At 69.2% G+C, this 13,976-nt stretch carries 12 protein-coding genes; 1 reads left to right on the forward strand and 11 read right to left on the reverse strand.

Annotation, left to right across the window (positions count from 1 at the left end; all coding sequences use genetic code 11):
- Nucleotides 1-48: 48 nt before the first annotated feature.
- The 9 genes from bla to MOQ72_RS11500 form a co-directional block, all read right to left on the reverse strand.
- Nucleotides 49-966, reverse strand: coding sequence for a class A beta-lactamase (gene bla / locus MOQ72_RS11460; RefSeq protein ID WP_242182852.1), 918 nt, complete (start codon nt 964-966; stop codon nt 49-51).
- Between the two features lie 169 nt (nt 967-1,135).
- Nucleotides 1,136-2,032, reverse strand: coding sequence for a serine hydrolase (locus MOQ72_RS11465; RefSeq protein ID WP_242182853.1), 897 nt, complete (start codon nt 2,030-2,032; stop codon nt 1,136-1,138).
- Nucleotides 2,029-2,904 (reverse strand): LysR family transcriptional regulator, encoded by an 876-nt coding sequence (locus MOQ72_RS11470; protein WP_242182854.1) that lies wholly within the window; start codon nt 2,902-2,904, stop codon nt 2,029-2,031. The genes MOQ72_RS11465 and MOQ72_RS11470 overlap by 4 nt, the downstream gene beginning before the upstream one ends.
- 395 nt (nt 2,905-3,299) lie before the next feature.
- Nucleotides 3,300-4,298 (reverse strand): YdcF family protein, encoded by a 999-nt coding sequence (locus tag MOQ72_RS11475; RefSeq protein WP_242182855.1) that lies wholly within the window; start codon nt 4,296-4,298, stop codon nt 3,300-3,302.
- Nucleotides 4,299-4,424: 126 nt separating this feature from the next.
- Entirely contained in the window at nt 4,425-5,135 is a 711-nt protein-coding gene (locus tag MOQ72_RS11480; RefSeq protein WP_242182856.1) for a maleylpyruvate isomerase family mycothiol-dependent enzyme, read from the reverse strand.
- Nucleotides 5,132-5,950: a fumarylacetoacetate hydrolase family protein gene (locus MOQ72_RS11485; protein ID WP_242182857.1), complete on the reverse strand. Its 819-nt coding sequence runs from the start codon at nt 5,948-5,950 to the stop codon at nt 5,132-5,134. The genes MOQ72_RS11480 and MOQ72_RS11485 overlap by 4 nt, the downstream gene beginning before the upstream one ends.
- Complete coding sequence (locus tag MOQ72_RS11490; protein WP_242182859.1) at nt 5,947-7,023, reverse strand: cupin domain-containing protein; 1,077 nt, start codon at nt 7,021-7,023, stop codon at nt 5,947-5,949. The genes MOQ72_RS11485 and MOQ72_RS11490 overlap by 4 nt, the downstream gene beginning before the upstream one ends.
- A gap of 77 nt (nt 7,024-7,100) precedes the next feature.
- Nucleotides 7,101-8,411 carry an MFS transporter gene (locus MOQ72_RS11495; protein ID WP_242182860.1) on the reverse strand — a complete coding sequence of 437 codons (1,311 nt, stop codon included), beginning with the start codon at nt 8,409-8,411 and terminating at the stop codon, nt 7,101-7,103.
- A gap of 160 nt (nt 8,412-8,571) precedes the next feature.
- Entirely contained in the window at nt 8,572-9,339 is a 768-nt protein-coding gene (locus MOQ72_RS11500) for an IclR family transcriptional regulator (protein WP_242182862.1), read from the reverse strand.
- A 93-nt stretch (nt 9,340-9,432) separates the two neighbouring features.
- Between MOQ72_RS11500 and MOQ72_RS11505 the strand changes: the two genes are divergently transcribed.
- Nucleotides 9,433-10,620 carry an FAD-dependent monooxygenase gene (locus MOQ72_RS11505; RefSeq protein ID WP_242182864.1) on the forward strand — a complete coding sequence of 396 codons (1,188 nt, stop codon included), beginning with the start codon at nt 9,433-9,435 and terminating at the stop codon, nt 10,618-10,620.
- 104 nt (nt 10,621-10,724) lie between these two features.
- On the opposite strand, the gene dnaK is transcribed toward MOQ72_RS11505, so the two are convergent.
- Both dnaK and MOQ72_RS11515 read right to left on the reverse strand, forming a co-directional pair.
- Nucleotides 10,725-12,566, reverse strand: coding sequence for a molecular chaperone DnaK (dnaK, locus tag MOQ72_RS11510; RefSeq protein WP_242182866.1), 1,842 nt, complete (start codon nt 12,564-12,566; stop codon nt 10,725-10,727).
- 176 nt (nt 12,567-12,742) lie between these two features.
- Nucleotides 12,743-13,852 carry a nucleotide disphospho-sugar-binding domain-containing protein gene (locus MOQ72_RS11515; protein ID WP_242182868.1) on the reverse strand — a complete coding sequence of 370 codons (1,110 nt, stop codon included), beginning with the start codon at nt 13,850-13,852 and terminating at the stop codon, nt 12,743-12,745.
- Nucleotides 13,853-13,976 lie beyond the last annotated feature (124 nt).

A 13,976-nucleotide genomic window follows, 5' to 3' on the forward strand; every position in this document is an offset into this window, starting at 1 on the left:
CGATTGCGCGCGAAAGCGCCCCTACGCAAGCCAATCCGCGCACCCCTCCTACCCGAGGGCTTCGGCGACGAAGCGGGCGCCGTCGGCGAACAGGGCGCTGTTGACTTCGGCGTCCTGCTCCGCGCGGCTGGACAGCATCGCGATCACGATCGGATCGCCGTGGTCGGTCCAGGTCACCGCGATGTCGTTGGCCGCGCCGTAGGAGCCCGTGCCGGTCTTGTCGCCGGTTCGCCAGGAGGGCGGCAAGCCAGCGCGGATCCGCTCGTTCCCGGTGGTGTTGGCGATGAGCCAGTTGGTCAGCTGGTCGCGCTCGGGTTGCCCGAGGGCGTCGCCCAGCACCAAAGCCTGATAGCCCGCCGCGATCCCGGCCGGGGTGGTGGTGTCCCGCTCGTCGCCGGGGATCGCGCTGTTGAGCTCCGTTTCCCAGCGGTCCAGCCGAGTGCTGCCGTCGCCGATCGAGCGCGCGAACGGGGCGATCGCCGCCGGGCCGCCCAGTTCGGCGAGCAGCAGGTTGCCCGCCGTGTTGTCGCTGTGCGTGATCGCCGCGTAGCACAGATCGGCGACGGTCATGCCGGTTGCCACGTTGGTTTCGGTGATCGGTGAGTTCTCCACCAGATCTTCGCTGGTGTAGCGGATCACCTTCGCGAAGTAGCCGGTGGCCAGCGGGTGGGCGCGCAGCAGGGCGGCGGCCGCGTAGGTCTTGAACGTGGAGCAGATCGCGAACCGCTCGTCGGCGCGGTGTTCCAGAGCACGGCCGGTGCGCACGTTGCGCGCCGACAGCCCCAGCCGCACGTCGTACCGGCGTTCCAGGTCGGCGAACACCGGCTCGTGCTGGCGACCCGGTTCCTGCGGGGCGCTGCCGGGTGCCGCCGACACTCCAGCCGAACCGCACCCGGCCAGCAACGGAGCGGCCAGCAACGCGCCGAGGACCGCTCGGCGTCCGACGCGAAATTCGTGGTGCTGCAAGGAAATTCTCCATTCAGATTGGGCGAGGCGGAACACCGATCCGCCGCCACTGAAGCAGCACCCCGATCGATAGCGCCAATCCGCACAACCCGCTCGGGCGATAGCGGATCGATATGAACACAGTTGCCGAGCCCTGCCCCCGCCCATTCGAACCGGCGAAAAATTTCGATCAAAGCCGCCCGGAACGCAGGTCGGTGACGGCGAGCCGGGCGCACTCGGCGATCGCCGCGTCGACCTTCGGCAGCGCCGCATCGGCTCGGGCCGCCAGCGTGAACACGGCGACCGCGACCGGTGCTTCGCCGTCGAACTCGACGACGGACACCTCGTTGCGCACCGCGCCGATCGTGCCGGTTTTGCCCGCGACCCGCACACCCCGGTACGGGAACCCGGCCCGGATCCGGTGCTGCCACGCCTGGTTGCCCAACAACCGCCGGATGAACGCGCATTGCGACGGCGATGCGACCGCATCGGCCCAGACGAGTTCGAGCAGCCGGGTCATCTCCCGTGGTGTGGTGGCGCTGGCCAGCGCCGGGGCGTAGGCGCTGACCGCGTTGACCTCGTCGTTGTCGGTGAGCCGCGCGAACGCCTCGTCTGCGGTGGTCACGCCCAGGTCGTGGACCAGCGAGGCGTGTGCGTCGGCGGTGCCGCCGACCACCCGCGTGCGGGAAAGCCCCAGGTCGGCAAGCGTGCTGGCGATCGCCTCCAACCCCACCGCGTCGAGGATCACGTCCGCTGCGGCGTTGTCCGAGACGCCGATCATCGAGGCCGCCAGGTCGCGCCAGGACAACGTGACGGGGTCCAGGAACGTCGACAGCCCGGTGGGACCGGGCGTGCTGGAAGTCGGATCGATCCGCACCGCAGCGCGCGGATCCAGCGCACCCGAGTCGAAGTCGCGGCACATCGCCACCAGCAGCGGCAGCTTGTAGACCGACGCTGCGACCACGAGTTCGTCGGCGCCGAGACCGATCTCCCGCACGGTCGCGCAACCCAACTGCTTCGCATGCACCCAACCTTGGGCACCGGCATCGGCGAGCACCTCGCGGATCCGGTCCTCGACGGGGTTCACCGCTGCCGTCGCAATGCCGTCTCGAACGCGGTCCGCACATCCTCGGGCGACGCCGGTTCTTGCCAGATCAGCCGCACCCGCAGCGCCAGGTCCTCGCCGGCCGACAGGCTCACCACGCCGGGCACCGCCAGCGACGAGTCGGTGGTGAGCGCGAACGCCCGCCCGGCGGCCACCGCGGTAACCGCGTCGCGATCCCCGGCCGCCGGTAGGAAGTCGGGGTCGAGGCCCTTGCTCCGCAGGGTGTCCGCGAGCAGGTCGAACGCGGCCGTGCCGTGGCTGCGCGGTGCCGTCGCACATGCGAGCCCGCGCAGCGCCCTGATCGACTGCTTTCGGCGCGCGGCCGGATGATCGGTGGGGACCAGCAGCCAGCGCGGGATCTTCAGGACTGGCCCGGCTGCCAGCGCGCCGACCAGTGCCGGGTGGTGCACCGCTGCGCAGTCCAATCGACCAGCGGTTACGGCATCGACGAGTTCGACCGTCGCTGCGGTGCTGGTGATCACGGTGCGGGCCGTCGGATCCGGCGCGGCGGCGCGAACGGCCGCCGTGATGGCGGCGACCTGCCAATCGCTCAACGCCGGGATGACACCGACCCGCACCGCACCGCGGTTCTCCCGCTGGCGGCGCGCCTCGTCCTCGAACTGGTCCGCGCCGTCGAGCAGGGCGCGCGCTCTGGGCAACAACTCGGCACCGGCCGTGGTCAGCCGGACGCCGCGCGAACCTCTCGTCAGCAGCGTGACGCCGAGTCTCGCCTCCAGCCGTTGCACGCCCTGCGACAGCGGCGGCTGCGTCATGCCGAGCCGGTCGGCGGCGTGCCCGAAATGGCCTTCCTCGGCAACCGCGACGAAGAACCGGAGATGGCGAAGCAGATCCACGACCTAGATCCAAGCAAACCACCCCAGCACCACCCGGAGGGTGCGAGGTGAAGGGCACCTTTCACCAAGTTAGAGGGTGCGCGGATTGGGCGTGGCGTGGGCGGTCATCAAGCAAGCGGCGGTAGCCGCTTCCGGTGGTAGACCGCCGCCGCGACACCCAACGGACGCACGCACCTGGGCCGTCGCAAGCAGCGAAGCCGCTTAGCCCACCCATGCAACTTGCACCGCCGCGGGTTCTCAGAGGCTTTCTCGCGAGGACAGCCCCGACGCCGCGTATCCGGACATACATAAGTCGGGGATCCCGCAGCCGAGAAAGCCTCTGAGGTTCCGCACCCGCACCGCCACGCAAAACGAGCCGCACACCCTCCAACTTGGTAAGAGGTGCCCTTCACCTCTCACGTGATCGCGGGGACCACTTGGCCCGCGATCAGGAATAGGCAGATGCAGCCGTTGATGATGCGGTGGGTCAGGAAGACCGCCACGAACTCGCGGATCGTCGCGCTCGGCACGAAGTACCGGGCCGTCGGGGAACCGATCACCTGCGCCCTGACCTTCTCCTTGCGGGCGATTCGAGCGGCGCGCATGACGTGGAAGTTGTTGGTGACCACCAGGCAGCGGTACTTGGGCTTGATGGCCTGCATGATCGCCTTGCTGAACCGCAGGTTCTGCTCGGTGGTGCGCGACTCGTCCTCGACCAGGATCTCGCTTTCCGGGACACCGCCGGAAACGAGGTAGTCGGCCATCGCCCGCGCCTCGGGTAGGTCCTCACCGGGCCCCTGCCCGCCGGAGGTGATCAGCACGGGGTGTCGGCCCTTCGCCCGCTCGGCGTCGTACACGGCGCGCCCCCGGTCGAGCCGACTGGCCAGCAGCGGCGGCACGCGGGACCCGATCAGCCCCGAGCCCAACACCACGATGAAGTCCACGGCGCGGCGGGGCCGGATCTTGCCGTAGACGAACGAGTAGAGCAGGAAGCACACGAACAGGAATGACACGTAAGCGAGCAGGCTGCCCACGGTGGCCATGGCGACTTTCAGCGGCGGCCACTTGGTGAAGTTGGCCACGGCTGAAAGCACCAGGTAGCCGATGATCCCGATGCCCGCTGCCAGCGACAGCAGGTTCGCCGGGCGCCTGCCCTCGCGCCGCAGCATCGTCACGCCGTTGGCGATCAGGAAACCGGCGAGGACCAGTACGAACAGCGGGATGAGCAGCACCAGCCCCACCAGCACGACGGCTGCCGCCCACTCCGATACCGAAGCGAGCGTCGTCAGCAGTCCGCCGACCAGGAAGACCAGCGCGAAGAACAGGTAGACGCCGTTGCGCAACTGGCGACGGTCGTAGATGAAACTGACCGTGAACACGAGGAAAAGCATCCCGGCTGGGATGTAGAAAAGCATGCCCGGCAGGCTATCCGACCACCCGTGGCGGCTTTCGGATACCAGGCGAGGCGCACTCGCCTGGCTCCGATTCGCCCGAAACCCTCGCCAAGTCCGGTCTCGCGGGCGCGTGTCGACAGTCGGGAACTACAGCCAGCGGCCCAGTTCCGGTAGTTCGCCCCCATCGGCCTTGAGGTCGCCGACTCCCCTACCGGACACCCAGCGGGCGAGGTCCACGCTGGAACCCCGCACCACGCGGGGCTTCTCGCCGTCGATGTCGACCCGGTACTCGGCGTCGCGGTCGTCCGGGCGCAGCAGCAGGGCCGGACCCTGCCCCTTGCGGTGCCACAGGCTGATGATGTCGGCCAGCAGGGCATCGACGAAATCCGGTGGGAAATCGACGAAACTACCGCCGTTGCCGAGGTCGACCGCGTGGATCCACACCTCGCGGGCCCGCAACCACGGCGTCTCGGTGGCTGGCACCAGGCGCCCCTGCGCGGTGCGGACCTCGGCGTTCCAGCGATCTTCGGGCAGATCCCGCCAACTGACGTCCAGGTGCGCCGCCGCGTGCTCGGCGAGCGCCCGGAGGGCGGACACGCTGAGCGTGGCCCCTTCCTCGATCTCCGCCGCACGTGCCTGCGGCGAGCTGTACATCGGGTTCTCCACGCCGGTTTCGGCCCAGTCGACCAGCCGCGCGATGGCTCGCGCGTTGTAGCCGACATGGGCCACCAGGTGCCGCCGGGTCCAGCCCGGCAGCGCGGTGGGGGTGTCGAATTCGGCGTCCGGAAGTTCGTTCAGCTTGCGGGCGAAGTACGCGCTGCCGCGCCGCGCCCACAGCAGCCGCTGCGCGAGGCTCACGACGGTTCCCGCACGGTGTTGACCAGTTCGCCGAGCCCGTCGATGCGGGTCACCAGCTTGCTGCCCGCGGCCAGGTAGCGGGGTGGTTTCCGGGCGTGCCCGACGCCGCCGGGAGTACCGGTGGCGATCACGTCGCCGGGGTTGAGCGTGACGATCTCGGAGATGTAGGAGACCAGGTGCACCGGGTCGAAGAGCAGGTCGCTGACGTTGGACCGCTGCATGACCTCCCCATCGACCTCGGTGACGATCTCCGCGTCGAGCGCGAACTCGTCGGGTGTCACCAGGTACGGCCCGAATGGCGTGGTGGCCTCGAAGGTCTTGCCCTGCAACCACTGCTTGGTCCGGTACTGGTAGTCGCGCACCGTGACGTCGTTGAGCACCGCATAACCGGCGATCGCCGCCTCGGCAGCCGCGCGGTCGGCGCCGCGCACCCGCGAGCCGACCACGACCGCCAGCTCGGCCTCCCAGTCGAGCGCTTCGGAGACCTTGGGCAGCTCGATTTGGTCGTTCGGGCCGATCAGCGCTTCCGAGAACTTGGCGAACAGCGTCGGGTAATCCGGCAGCTCGCGTCCCATCTCCAGGATGTGGTTGCGGTAGTTGAGCCCGACGCACACGATCTTCCCAGGATCGGGCACCACCGGCGCGAGGTCCACATCGGACAGCCGGTGCCGGGCGCCATCAGCCGACGCGGCGGTCTGCCACTGGTCCTGCCGCAGCAGGGCGCCGACATCGGCTGCGGCGAGCGCCACCGCCTCGTCACCCTCGATGCGAGCGGCGGTGGTCGTGCCACCGAGGCGCAGCGTGGCCAGCTTCATCGTTCACCTTCCTCGACGAGCACGCGGGACTGGTTGAGCCGTTCGAAGATCGGCTGGTCGGAGAAGCGGAACAGGTCGAACCCGCCTTCGGAACGCAGCGACCACTTGGACCAGGACGGCACGACGAACAGGTCACCGGTCGACACGTGGTGCTCGGTGCCGTCGAGCACCACCTCGCCGTCGCCTTCGAACACCTGCCACACCGCGGAGCCGACCTCCCGGCGCGGGCGGGTCCACGCCCCGGCGCGCAGCCGGTGGAACTCGGCGCGGATCGTCGACATCACGTCGCCGCCGGTGGTCGGGTTGCTGTAGCGCACCGCGGCGTGGCCCGGCTCGACGGTCGCCGGTTGGCCCTCGTCCTCCAGCGCGAGCTGTTCGCGCAGGGCCGCGTCGGTGTGCTCCCAGCGGTACGCGGCGATCGGTGAGTTCGGCAGATCGTCCAAACCGGACAGCGGGCGCAGGCCGGGGTGCGCCCACAGCCGCTCGGAGCGCGAGATGTGCGGCGTGGCCGGGTCGGTGACCTGTTCCGAGCCGAATTCGAAGAAGCCCGTGTCGGTGTAGTGCACGAACGGGATGTCCAGCCCGTCGATCCAGGCCATCGGCCGGTCGGTTTCGTTGTGGTGGCCGTGGAAGTTCCAGCCCGGCGTGAGCAGGAAGTCACCGCGGCGCATCGCCACCGGGTCACCGTTGACGACGGTCCACACGCCCTCGCCCTCGACCACGAACCGGAAGGCGTTCTGGCTGTGCCGGTGCTCCGGGGCCACCTCCTGGGGCCCGAGGTACTGGATCGCCGCCCACAGCGTCGGGCTCGCGTGCGGCACGCCGCCCAGACCGGGGTTGGCCAGCGCGATCGCCCGGCGCTCGCCACCGCGGCCGACGGGGACCAGGTCACCCGCGCGCTGCGCCAGCGGGTAGAGCGTCGACCAGCGCCACACGTGCGGCACGGCCTTCGGGGTCGGCTGCATCGGCATGAGGTCGTCGCGCTGCGTCCACAGCGGGTTCAGGTTCTCCGCCGCGAAGTCCGCGTAGAGTTGGGCGAGCGCGGCTTCCTGCTGGGTGTCAAGCGAAGTCATTTCCGTTCTCCCCTCGAATACCGTCGATATTTCCAAACTGTTCACTGGTGCGGAACCAGATTCTTATATGCAGAACATCAGTTGGCGTCCGCCACCGGCAGGGGTTCGTCCGCGGCGGTTCGGCTGCGCGCCGAACGCGGGCACAGCCACAGCACCGCACCCGCCACGGCGGCGGCCACCGCGAAGGCGAGGAAGTTCGACCCGACCCCCAGGCCCGCGGCCAGCAGCAGCCCACCCACCTGCGGGGCGGCGACGGCGCCGATGCGACCGACACCGAGCGCCCAGCCCAAGGCGGTGCCCCGCAGCCGCGCCGGGTAGTAGTTCGCGACCGCGGCGATGACCAGGCATTGGGTGCCGTGCGTGCCGACTCCGGCCAGCACGAGCAGGGCGTAGGTGACCACGTTCGGCGGATGCGCCAGCAGTCCTGCCAAGCCCAGTGCGGCGACCAGCGCCGCCACCACGCCGGTGCGCATCGGACCGAACCGGTCGCCCGCCCACGCGGTCAGCAGCGAGCCGACGACCGCGCCCAGGTTCAACGCCAGCAGGAAGCTCAACGACGAACCGAGGTTGAACCCGGACTCCCGCATCAGCTGCGGCAGCCAGGTGCCCAAGCCGTACCAGGCGAACAGGATCGCCAACGTGGCCAGGGCGAACAGCACCGTGGCGGCGGCGTAGGACCGGGAGAACAACCCCGGCAGGTCGTCGGGCTCATCGAGCGATTCGTCCACGGTGGTCCCGAACCGGCGGTCCACCTCGGCCGCGCGCTCGTGGTCACCGCGAGCCCGGTGGTACGCCGCGGTTTCCGGCAGGAGCCGCCAGCACAGCGGCAGCACCACGACCACGCAGATCGCCGCGACGCCGAACATGCTCGGCCAGCCCCAGGCCGGGATCATCCAGATCCCCAACACCGCCGCCGCGCTCCCGCCGATCGGGACACCGGACATCATCAGCGTCGACACCAGGGCCCGTCGGTGCCGGGGGACGAACTCGGCGGCCAGCGCGTTCGCCGACGGCACCAGCCCGCCGAGGCCGAGCCCGGCGAGGAACCGGAACGCACCGAACGACGTGGGATCCCACGCCACCGCGCAGAGCACGGTGAACACCGAGAACCAGCCGGTGCACAGCAGAACCGCGCGGCGCCTGCCGATCCGGTCCGACAGCACCCCGGCGGCCAGCGCGCCCACCAACATTCCGGCGAAGGCCAGGCTGCCCAGCAGGCCAGCGACGCCAGGTGTCAGGCCCCAGCCCGGCTCGTGCAGCAGTTCCGGCAGCACGGTGCCGTAGACGATCAGGTCGTAGCCGTCGAAGACGACGGTGATCCAGCAGAGGGCGACGACGAGAACCGCGGCCCGACCTGACCGGGCCGGGCGCACTCCGGTGTGCGACATGCCCCACACCATAGGGCCGGGATTCCGCCATATCGGCCAGCATTCTGCTATCCAGAATGCGTCGACCCGATCGGCGTACCCCCACATCTGGACTCCAGCCCAGTCGCACCTCGGTGCCTGCCTGCTGCGGCCGTCGAAGCGCGTTGCACTTCGACGGCCGCTAGAGCTCGGGCAGGGCCCGGACGTCGGTCTCGGCGCGGGCCACCGCGGCTCGCAATTCCCGCGCCAGAACGGGAATCTGCTTGGGGTCGAACCGCGCCGACGGCGCGGCGACCGACAGCGCACCGACCGCCAGCCCGGTCGAGTCGTGCACGCACATGCCGATGGCCGAGACACCGTCCTCGGTCTTCTCCCGGTTGACCGCGTAACCCGTCTCCCGGACCGCCTTGAGTTCGCGCAACAGGGTCTTCCACTCCCGGTCCGGGAGTTGCCGATCCGCCTCGCCCGGCCGGTAGAGCTGTTCCAGCTGGGCGCGCTCCAACTCGGCCAGCAGCGCCTTTCCCCCGGAGGACAGGTGCGCGGGCAGGATCGTTCCCCGCCGGTCTCCGACGTGCAGGATCTGCGTCGACTCGACGCTGGCCAGGAACCGCGTCTGGGTGCCCACCCGCACCATCAGGTTCACCGTCTCCTGCACCCGCTCGCACAACGCGTCCATGTGCGGGTACAGCGCCTTGCGCAGTTGCTGGTTCGGATGTCCCGCCACCTGGTTGGCGGCCATCGCCGGGCCGGGCACGTAGGTTCGCCGGTCGTCCTGGATCGCGAAGTCCCGGTACACCAACATCGACAGCAGCCGGTGGGCGGTGGACCGGGCGATGCCGAGCTCTTCGGCCGCCTCGCTGACCCGCAGCCCGCCCTGGTCGCGAAGCATCTGCAGGAGCAACAGCGCGTTGTCGACCGAGGTCAGCGCATAGGACGGTTTGTTCTTCATGCTGGAATTCTATTCTTCTACCTCGAACGAGTCGTTAACGTCTGGTCGCTCCCCAACGCACGAGCCCGTTCAACGCAGAAGGGAATCCGCACGATGAGCAGCAATCGAGCAGTTGACCGGCAGGACGTGGTCGTGGTGGGCGGCGGCATCGGCGGGCTGGCCGCCGCGCTCGCCCTGCGCCTGCAAGGCCAGTCGGTGCGGCTGCTGGAGCGCGCCGCCGAGTTCGGCGAGGTCGGTGCCGGTCTCCAGCTCGCGCCCAACGCCACCCGCATCCTCCGCGAGTGGGGTGTGCTGGATCAGGTGCTCGCCGCCGGAGTCGAACCGCATCGCCTGGTGCTGCGCGACGCGGTCAGCGGCGACGAGCTCACCCACCTCGACCTCGACGACGAGTTCCGCACCCGCTTCGGCGCCCCGTACGTCGTCGTGCACCGCAGCGATCTGCACCGCATCCTCGTCGATGCCTGCCGCGACGCCGGTGTGCTGCTGGAAACCAACTGCCACGTCGAGCGCGTCGAAAGCACCGACGACACCGCGTTCACCTACTGCGCTGGTGGTCGCGTGCTCGAAAGCCACGTCGCGCTCGGTGTTGACGGCCTGAACTCCACGCTCCGGGACGGCATCGTCGGCGACCAGCCGGTCGCCTCCGGCTACGTGGCCTACCGCGGTGCCGTCGCAGTCGAGGAGATGCCCGCCGAGGTGAACCTGGACGAGGTGGTCGCCTGGATCGGACCGACCTGCCACCTGGTGCAGTACGCCCTCCGGCAGCGCCAGATGGTCAACCAGGTCGCGGTGTTCCGCAGCCCCGCCTTCGACCGCGGCGAATCCGACTGGGGCGGGCCGGAGGAGCTCGACGACGCGTTCCGGAACTGCTGCGAGCCGGTGCGCAACGGGCTGGCCTCGCTGTGGCGGGATCGCCGCTGGCAGATGCACGACCGCGAACCGGTCGACAACTGGATCAGCGGTCGCCTGCTGCTGCTCGGCGACGCCGCGCACCCGGTTCTGCAGTACCTGGCCCAGGGCGCCTGCCAGGCGCTGGAGGACGCCGCCACGATCGCTCGCGAAGCCAGCGAGCACAACAACGACTGGCCCACAGCGCTGCAAGCGACCCAACAGGCCCGCATCCCGCGAACCGCGCGCGTGCAACGCAACGCGCGCACCTGGGGCGACATCTGGCACATCGACGGCGTGGGACGCCTGCTGCGCAACGAACTCCTCACCAACCGCGACCCCCACGACTACACCCACATCGACTGGCTCTACACCGCGCGCGAGACGGAGTGAAGGGCACCTTTGACCGGCATACCCGGTCGAAGGTGCCCTTCACTCCTCACCTGAACGGGTCGTGGGTGGACAACCGGGTTGGCGGCCGGTTGCGCACTCACGACTCATTCCTTCTTGTCGTCCTCGTCGATGATTTCCGCGTCGACGACGTCTTCGCCGTCGGGTTTCGGCGGTGCGCCGTCGCCGCTGGTGTCGGTCGCGGTGTGCTGGTGGCCGTACATGGCCTGGCCGATGGCCTGCGACGTCGCGGCGAGGTGGTCGACCGCCGAGCGGATCTTGTCGACGTCGTCGCCCTTGAGCGCCTCGTTGACGTCCTTGATCGCGTCCTGCACCTGCGTCCTGGTGTCGGCCGGGATCTTGTCGGCGTTGTCGGTGAGCACCTTCTCGGTCTGGTACACCAGCGTCTCGGCCTGGTTGCGGGTCTCCGCCTCCTCGCGGCGCTTGCGGTCCTCCTCGGCGTGCGCCTCGGCGTCCTTGACCATCCGGTCGATGTCGTCCTTGGGCAGCGCCGAGCCGCCGCTGATCTTGATGGACTGCTGCCGACCGGTGCCGAGGTCCTTGGCGTTGACGTGCACGATGCCGTTGGCGTCGATGTCGAAGGTGACCTCGATCTGCGGCAGGCCGCGCGGCGCGGGCGGCAGACCGGTCAACTCGAAGCTGCCCAGTTTCTTGTTGTGCGCGGCCATTTCCCGCTCGCCCTGGAACACCTGGATCATCACCGACGGCTGGTTGTCCTCGGCGGTGGTGAAGGTCTCCGAGCGCTTGGTCGGGATCGTGGTGTTGCGCTCGATGAGCTTGGTCATGATGCCGCCCTTGGTCTCGATACCCAGCGACAGCGGCGTGACATCGAGCAGCAGCACGTCCTTGACCTCACCGCGCAGCACGCCAGCTTGCAGCGCAGCACCCACCGCGACGACCTCGTCCGGGTTCACGCCCTTGTTCGGCTCCTTGCCGTCGGTGAGTTCGCGCACCAGGTCGGTGACGGCGGGCATCCGCGTCGCCCCACCGACCAGCACCACGTGGTTGATGTCGCCGACCTTGATCCCGGCGTCCCGGATCGCGTTGTTGAACGGCTTGCGGCAGCGCTCCAGCAGATCCGAAGTGATCCGCTCGAACTCGGCGCGGGAGAGCGTTTCGTCCAGGAACAGCGGGTTCTTGTCCGCGTCCACGGTGATGTAGGGCAGGTTGATGCTGGTCTGCGACGAGCTGGACAGTTCGATCTTGGCCTTCTCGGCGGCCTCCTTGATCCGCTGCATGGCCATCCGGTCCTTCGTCAGGTCCATGCCCGACGAGGACTTGAACTTGTCCACCAGCCACTCGACTATGCGCTCGTCCCAGTCGTCGCCACCGAGGTGGGTGTCCCCGGAGGTGGCCTTGACCTCCACCAGGCCCTCCCCGACCTCCAGCAGCGACACGTCGAAGGTGCCGCCACCGAGGTCGAAGACCAGGATGGTCTGCTCCTTCTCACCCTTCTCCAGGCCGTAGGCCAGCGCGGCGGCGGTCGGCTCGTTGATGATCCGCAGCACGTTGAGCCCGGCGATCTGCCCGGCCTCCTTGGTGGTCTGCCGTTGCGAATCGTCGAAGTACGCGGGCACCGTCACCACCGCGTCGGTGACGTCCTCACCCAGGTAGGACTCGGCGTCCCGCTTGAGCTTCATCAGCACGCGGGCGCTGATCTCCTGCGGCGTGTAGATCTTGTCGTCGATCTGCACCTTCCAGTCGGTGCCCATGTGCCGCTTCACCGACCGGACGGTGCGGTCCACGTTGGTGACCGCCTGGTTCTTCGCTGGCTGACCGACCAGCAGTTCGCCGTTCTTGGCGAACGCCACCACCGACGGGGTGGTCCGGGACCCCTCGGAGTTGGCGATCACCGTCGGTTCACCGCCCTCCAGCACGGCCACCACGGAGTTCGTCGTCCCCAGATCGATACCAACCGCGCGCCCCATCACGCACTCCTCTCCGACTCGCGGACCGAGCCTTGCGAGGCCGACACCTTTCAGTATGGGAACCCCCCACCAGCGCGTCCACCTGGGCAAAGCCGCTCGTCAGAGGCGTGCGCACGGTTACGACAACAACGTTGTCCCCAACCGCAACACCAGCCCCACTACTGGCGGCCGCCAGGTCAGGAGCGGTCGAGCGCTTCGAGGGTTGGGACCAGTTCGTCCGGGCCGGGCATGGCGGCGATCTCCGCTTGGACTTCGGTCGCTGCCGATGCCAGGGCGTCGTCGGTGATCAGCCGGTTCAGGTCGACCGCGGTGATCCGCTTGGCCGGGACCGAGAGGCCCGCGCCGCGCGCCGCCACCAGCTGGGCGTTGTGCTTCCGGTCGCCCGCTCCGGGTGTCACCAGTTGTGGGAGGCCCGCCGCGAGGGCGCCGAAGACGCTGCCCGCTCCGCCGTGGTGCACCACCGCCGCGCAGGTCGGCAGGACGTCGTTGATCGGGACCCAGTCGACCGTTCGGACGTTCTCCGGCAGCTCCCGGCTCGCCGTCTTGTTGTCCGGGCGCACCAGCACCACTTCCGCGTCGACCTCCGGCGCTGCCGCGACAACAGCCGCCATCGGGTTCTCCCCAGCGCCGTTGACCGTGCTGCGGCTGACCAAGATCCGGGGCCGCGCAGGCCGTTCCGCCAACCAGTCGGGCGCCGCGCCCCCACCGCTGAACGGCTCGCACCGCATGGGCAACCCTTCGCGCGCGCCGACCACGCTCGGCGGCGCGATGGTCAACGTCGTCGCGGCAGACGGCAATGCGTCCACGCCGTACCGCCCCAGGGTTCCGGCGAAGCGGGTTGCGGCAAGCAATTCCGGGCCGTTGAACAGCGAGTTCTCGTGCAGCACCAGGGGAACGCCACGGCGTGCCGCAGCCAGTGCGCCGGACGCGGCGAGTGGTTCGCAGATGACCAGATCGGGCTGCCACCGGTCAGCCAGCGCTACCACACCATCGGCCATTTCGTCGTTCACCGCACCGAAAATGCGCGACACTCCCCGGAGTCCGCCGTCACCGGCGATTTCGGCACGGGCTACCAGCGGATGGCGCATCATGATCCGCCGCGCGATCCGGCCGAAGTCGAAGCCCGGCGCGACGTCCTCGACCTCGATCTCGTTCCCCCGCGCCGCAAGCGCGTCCCCGGCCGATGCCGCCAGCACATCATGACCCACGTCGCGCAGCGCTCGCGCCAACGGAATCAACGGGAACAGGTGCCCGAGCAACGGAGCCGACACAACGAGAATCCGCATGACGGCACATTAGACGGTGCGCGGATTGGTTTGCGTGGCGGTGCGAGTAGCGGAACCTCAGAGGCATTCTCGACTCCGGGATCCCCGACTTACGTATGACCAATACGCGGCGTCGAGGCTGTCC

This window comes from Saccharopolyspora soli (genome assembly GCF_022678645.1).
In the GTDB taxonomy this organism is placed as follows: Bacteria; Actinomycetota; Actinomycetes; order Mycobacteriales; family Pseudonocardiaceae; genus Saccharopolyspora; species Saccharopolyspora soli.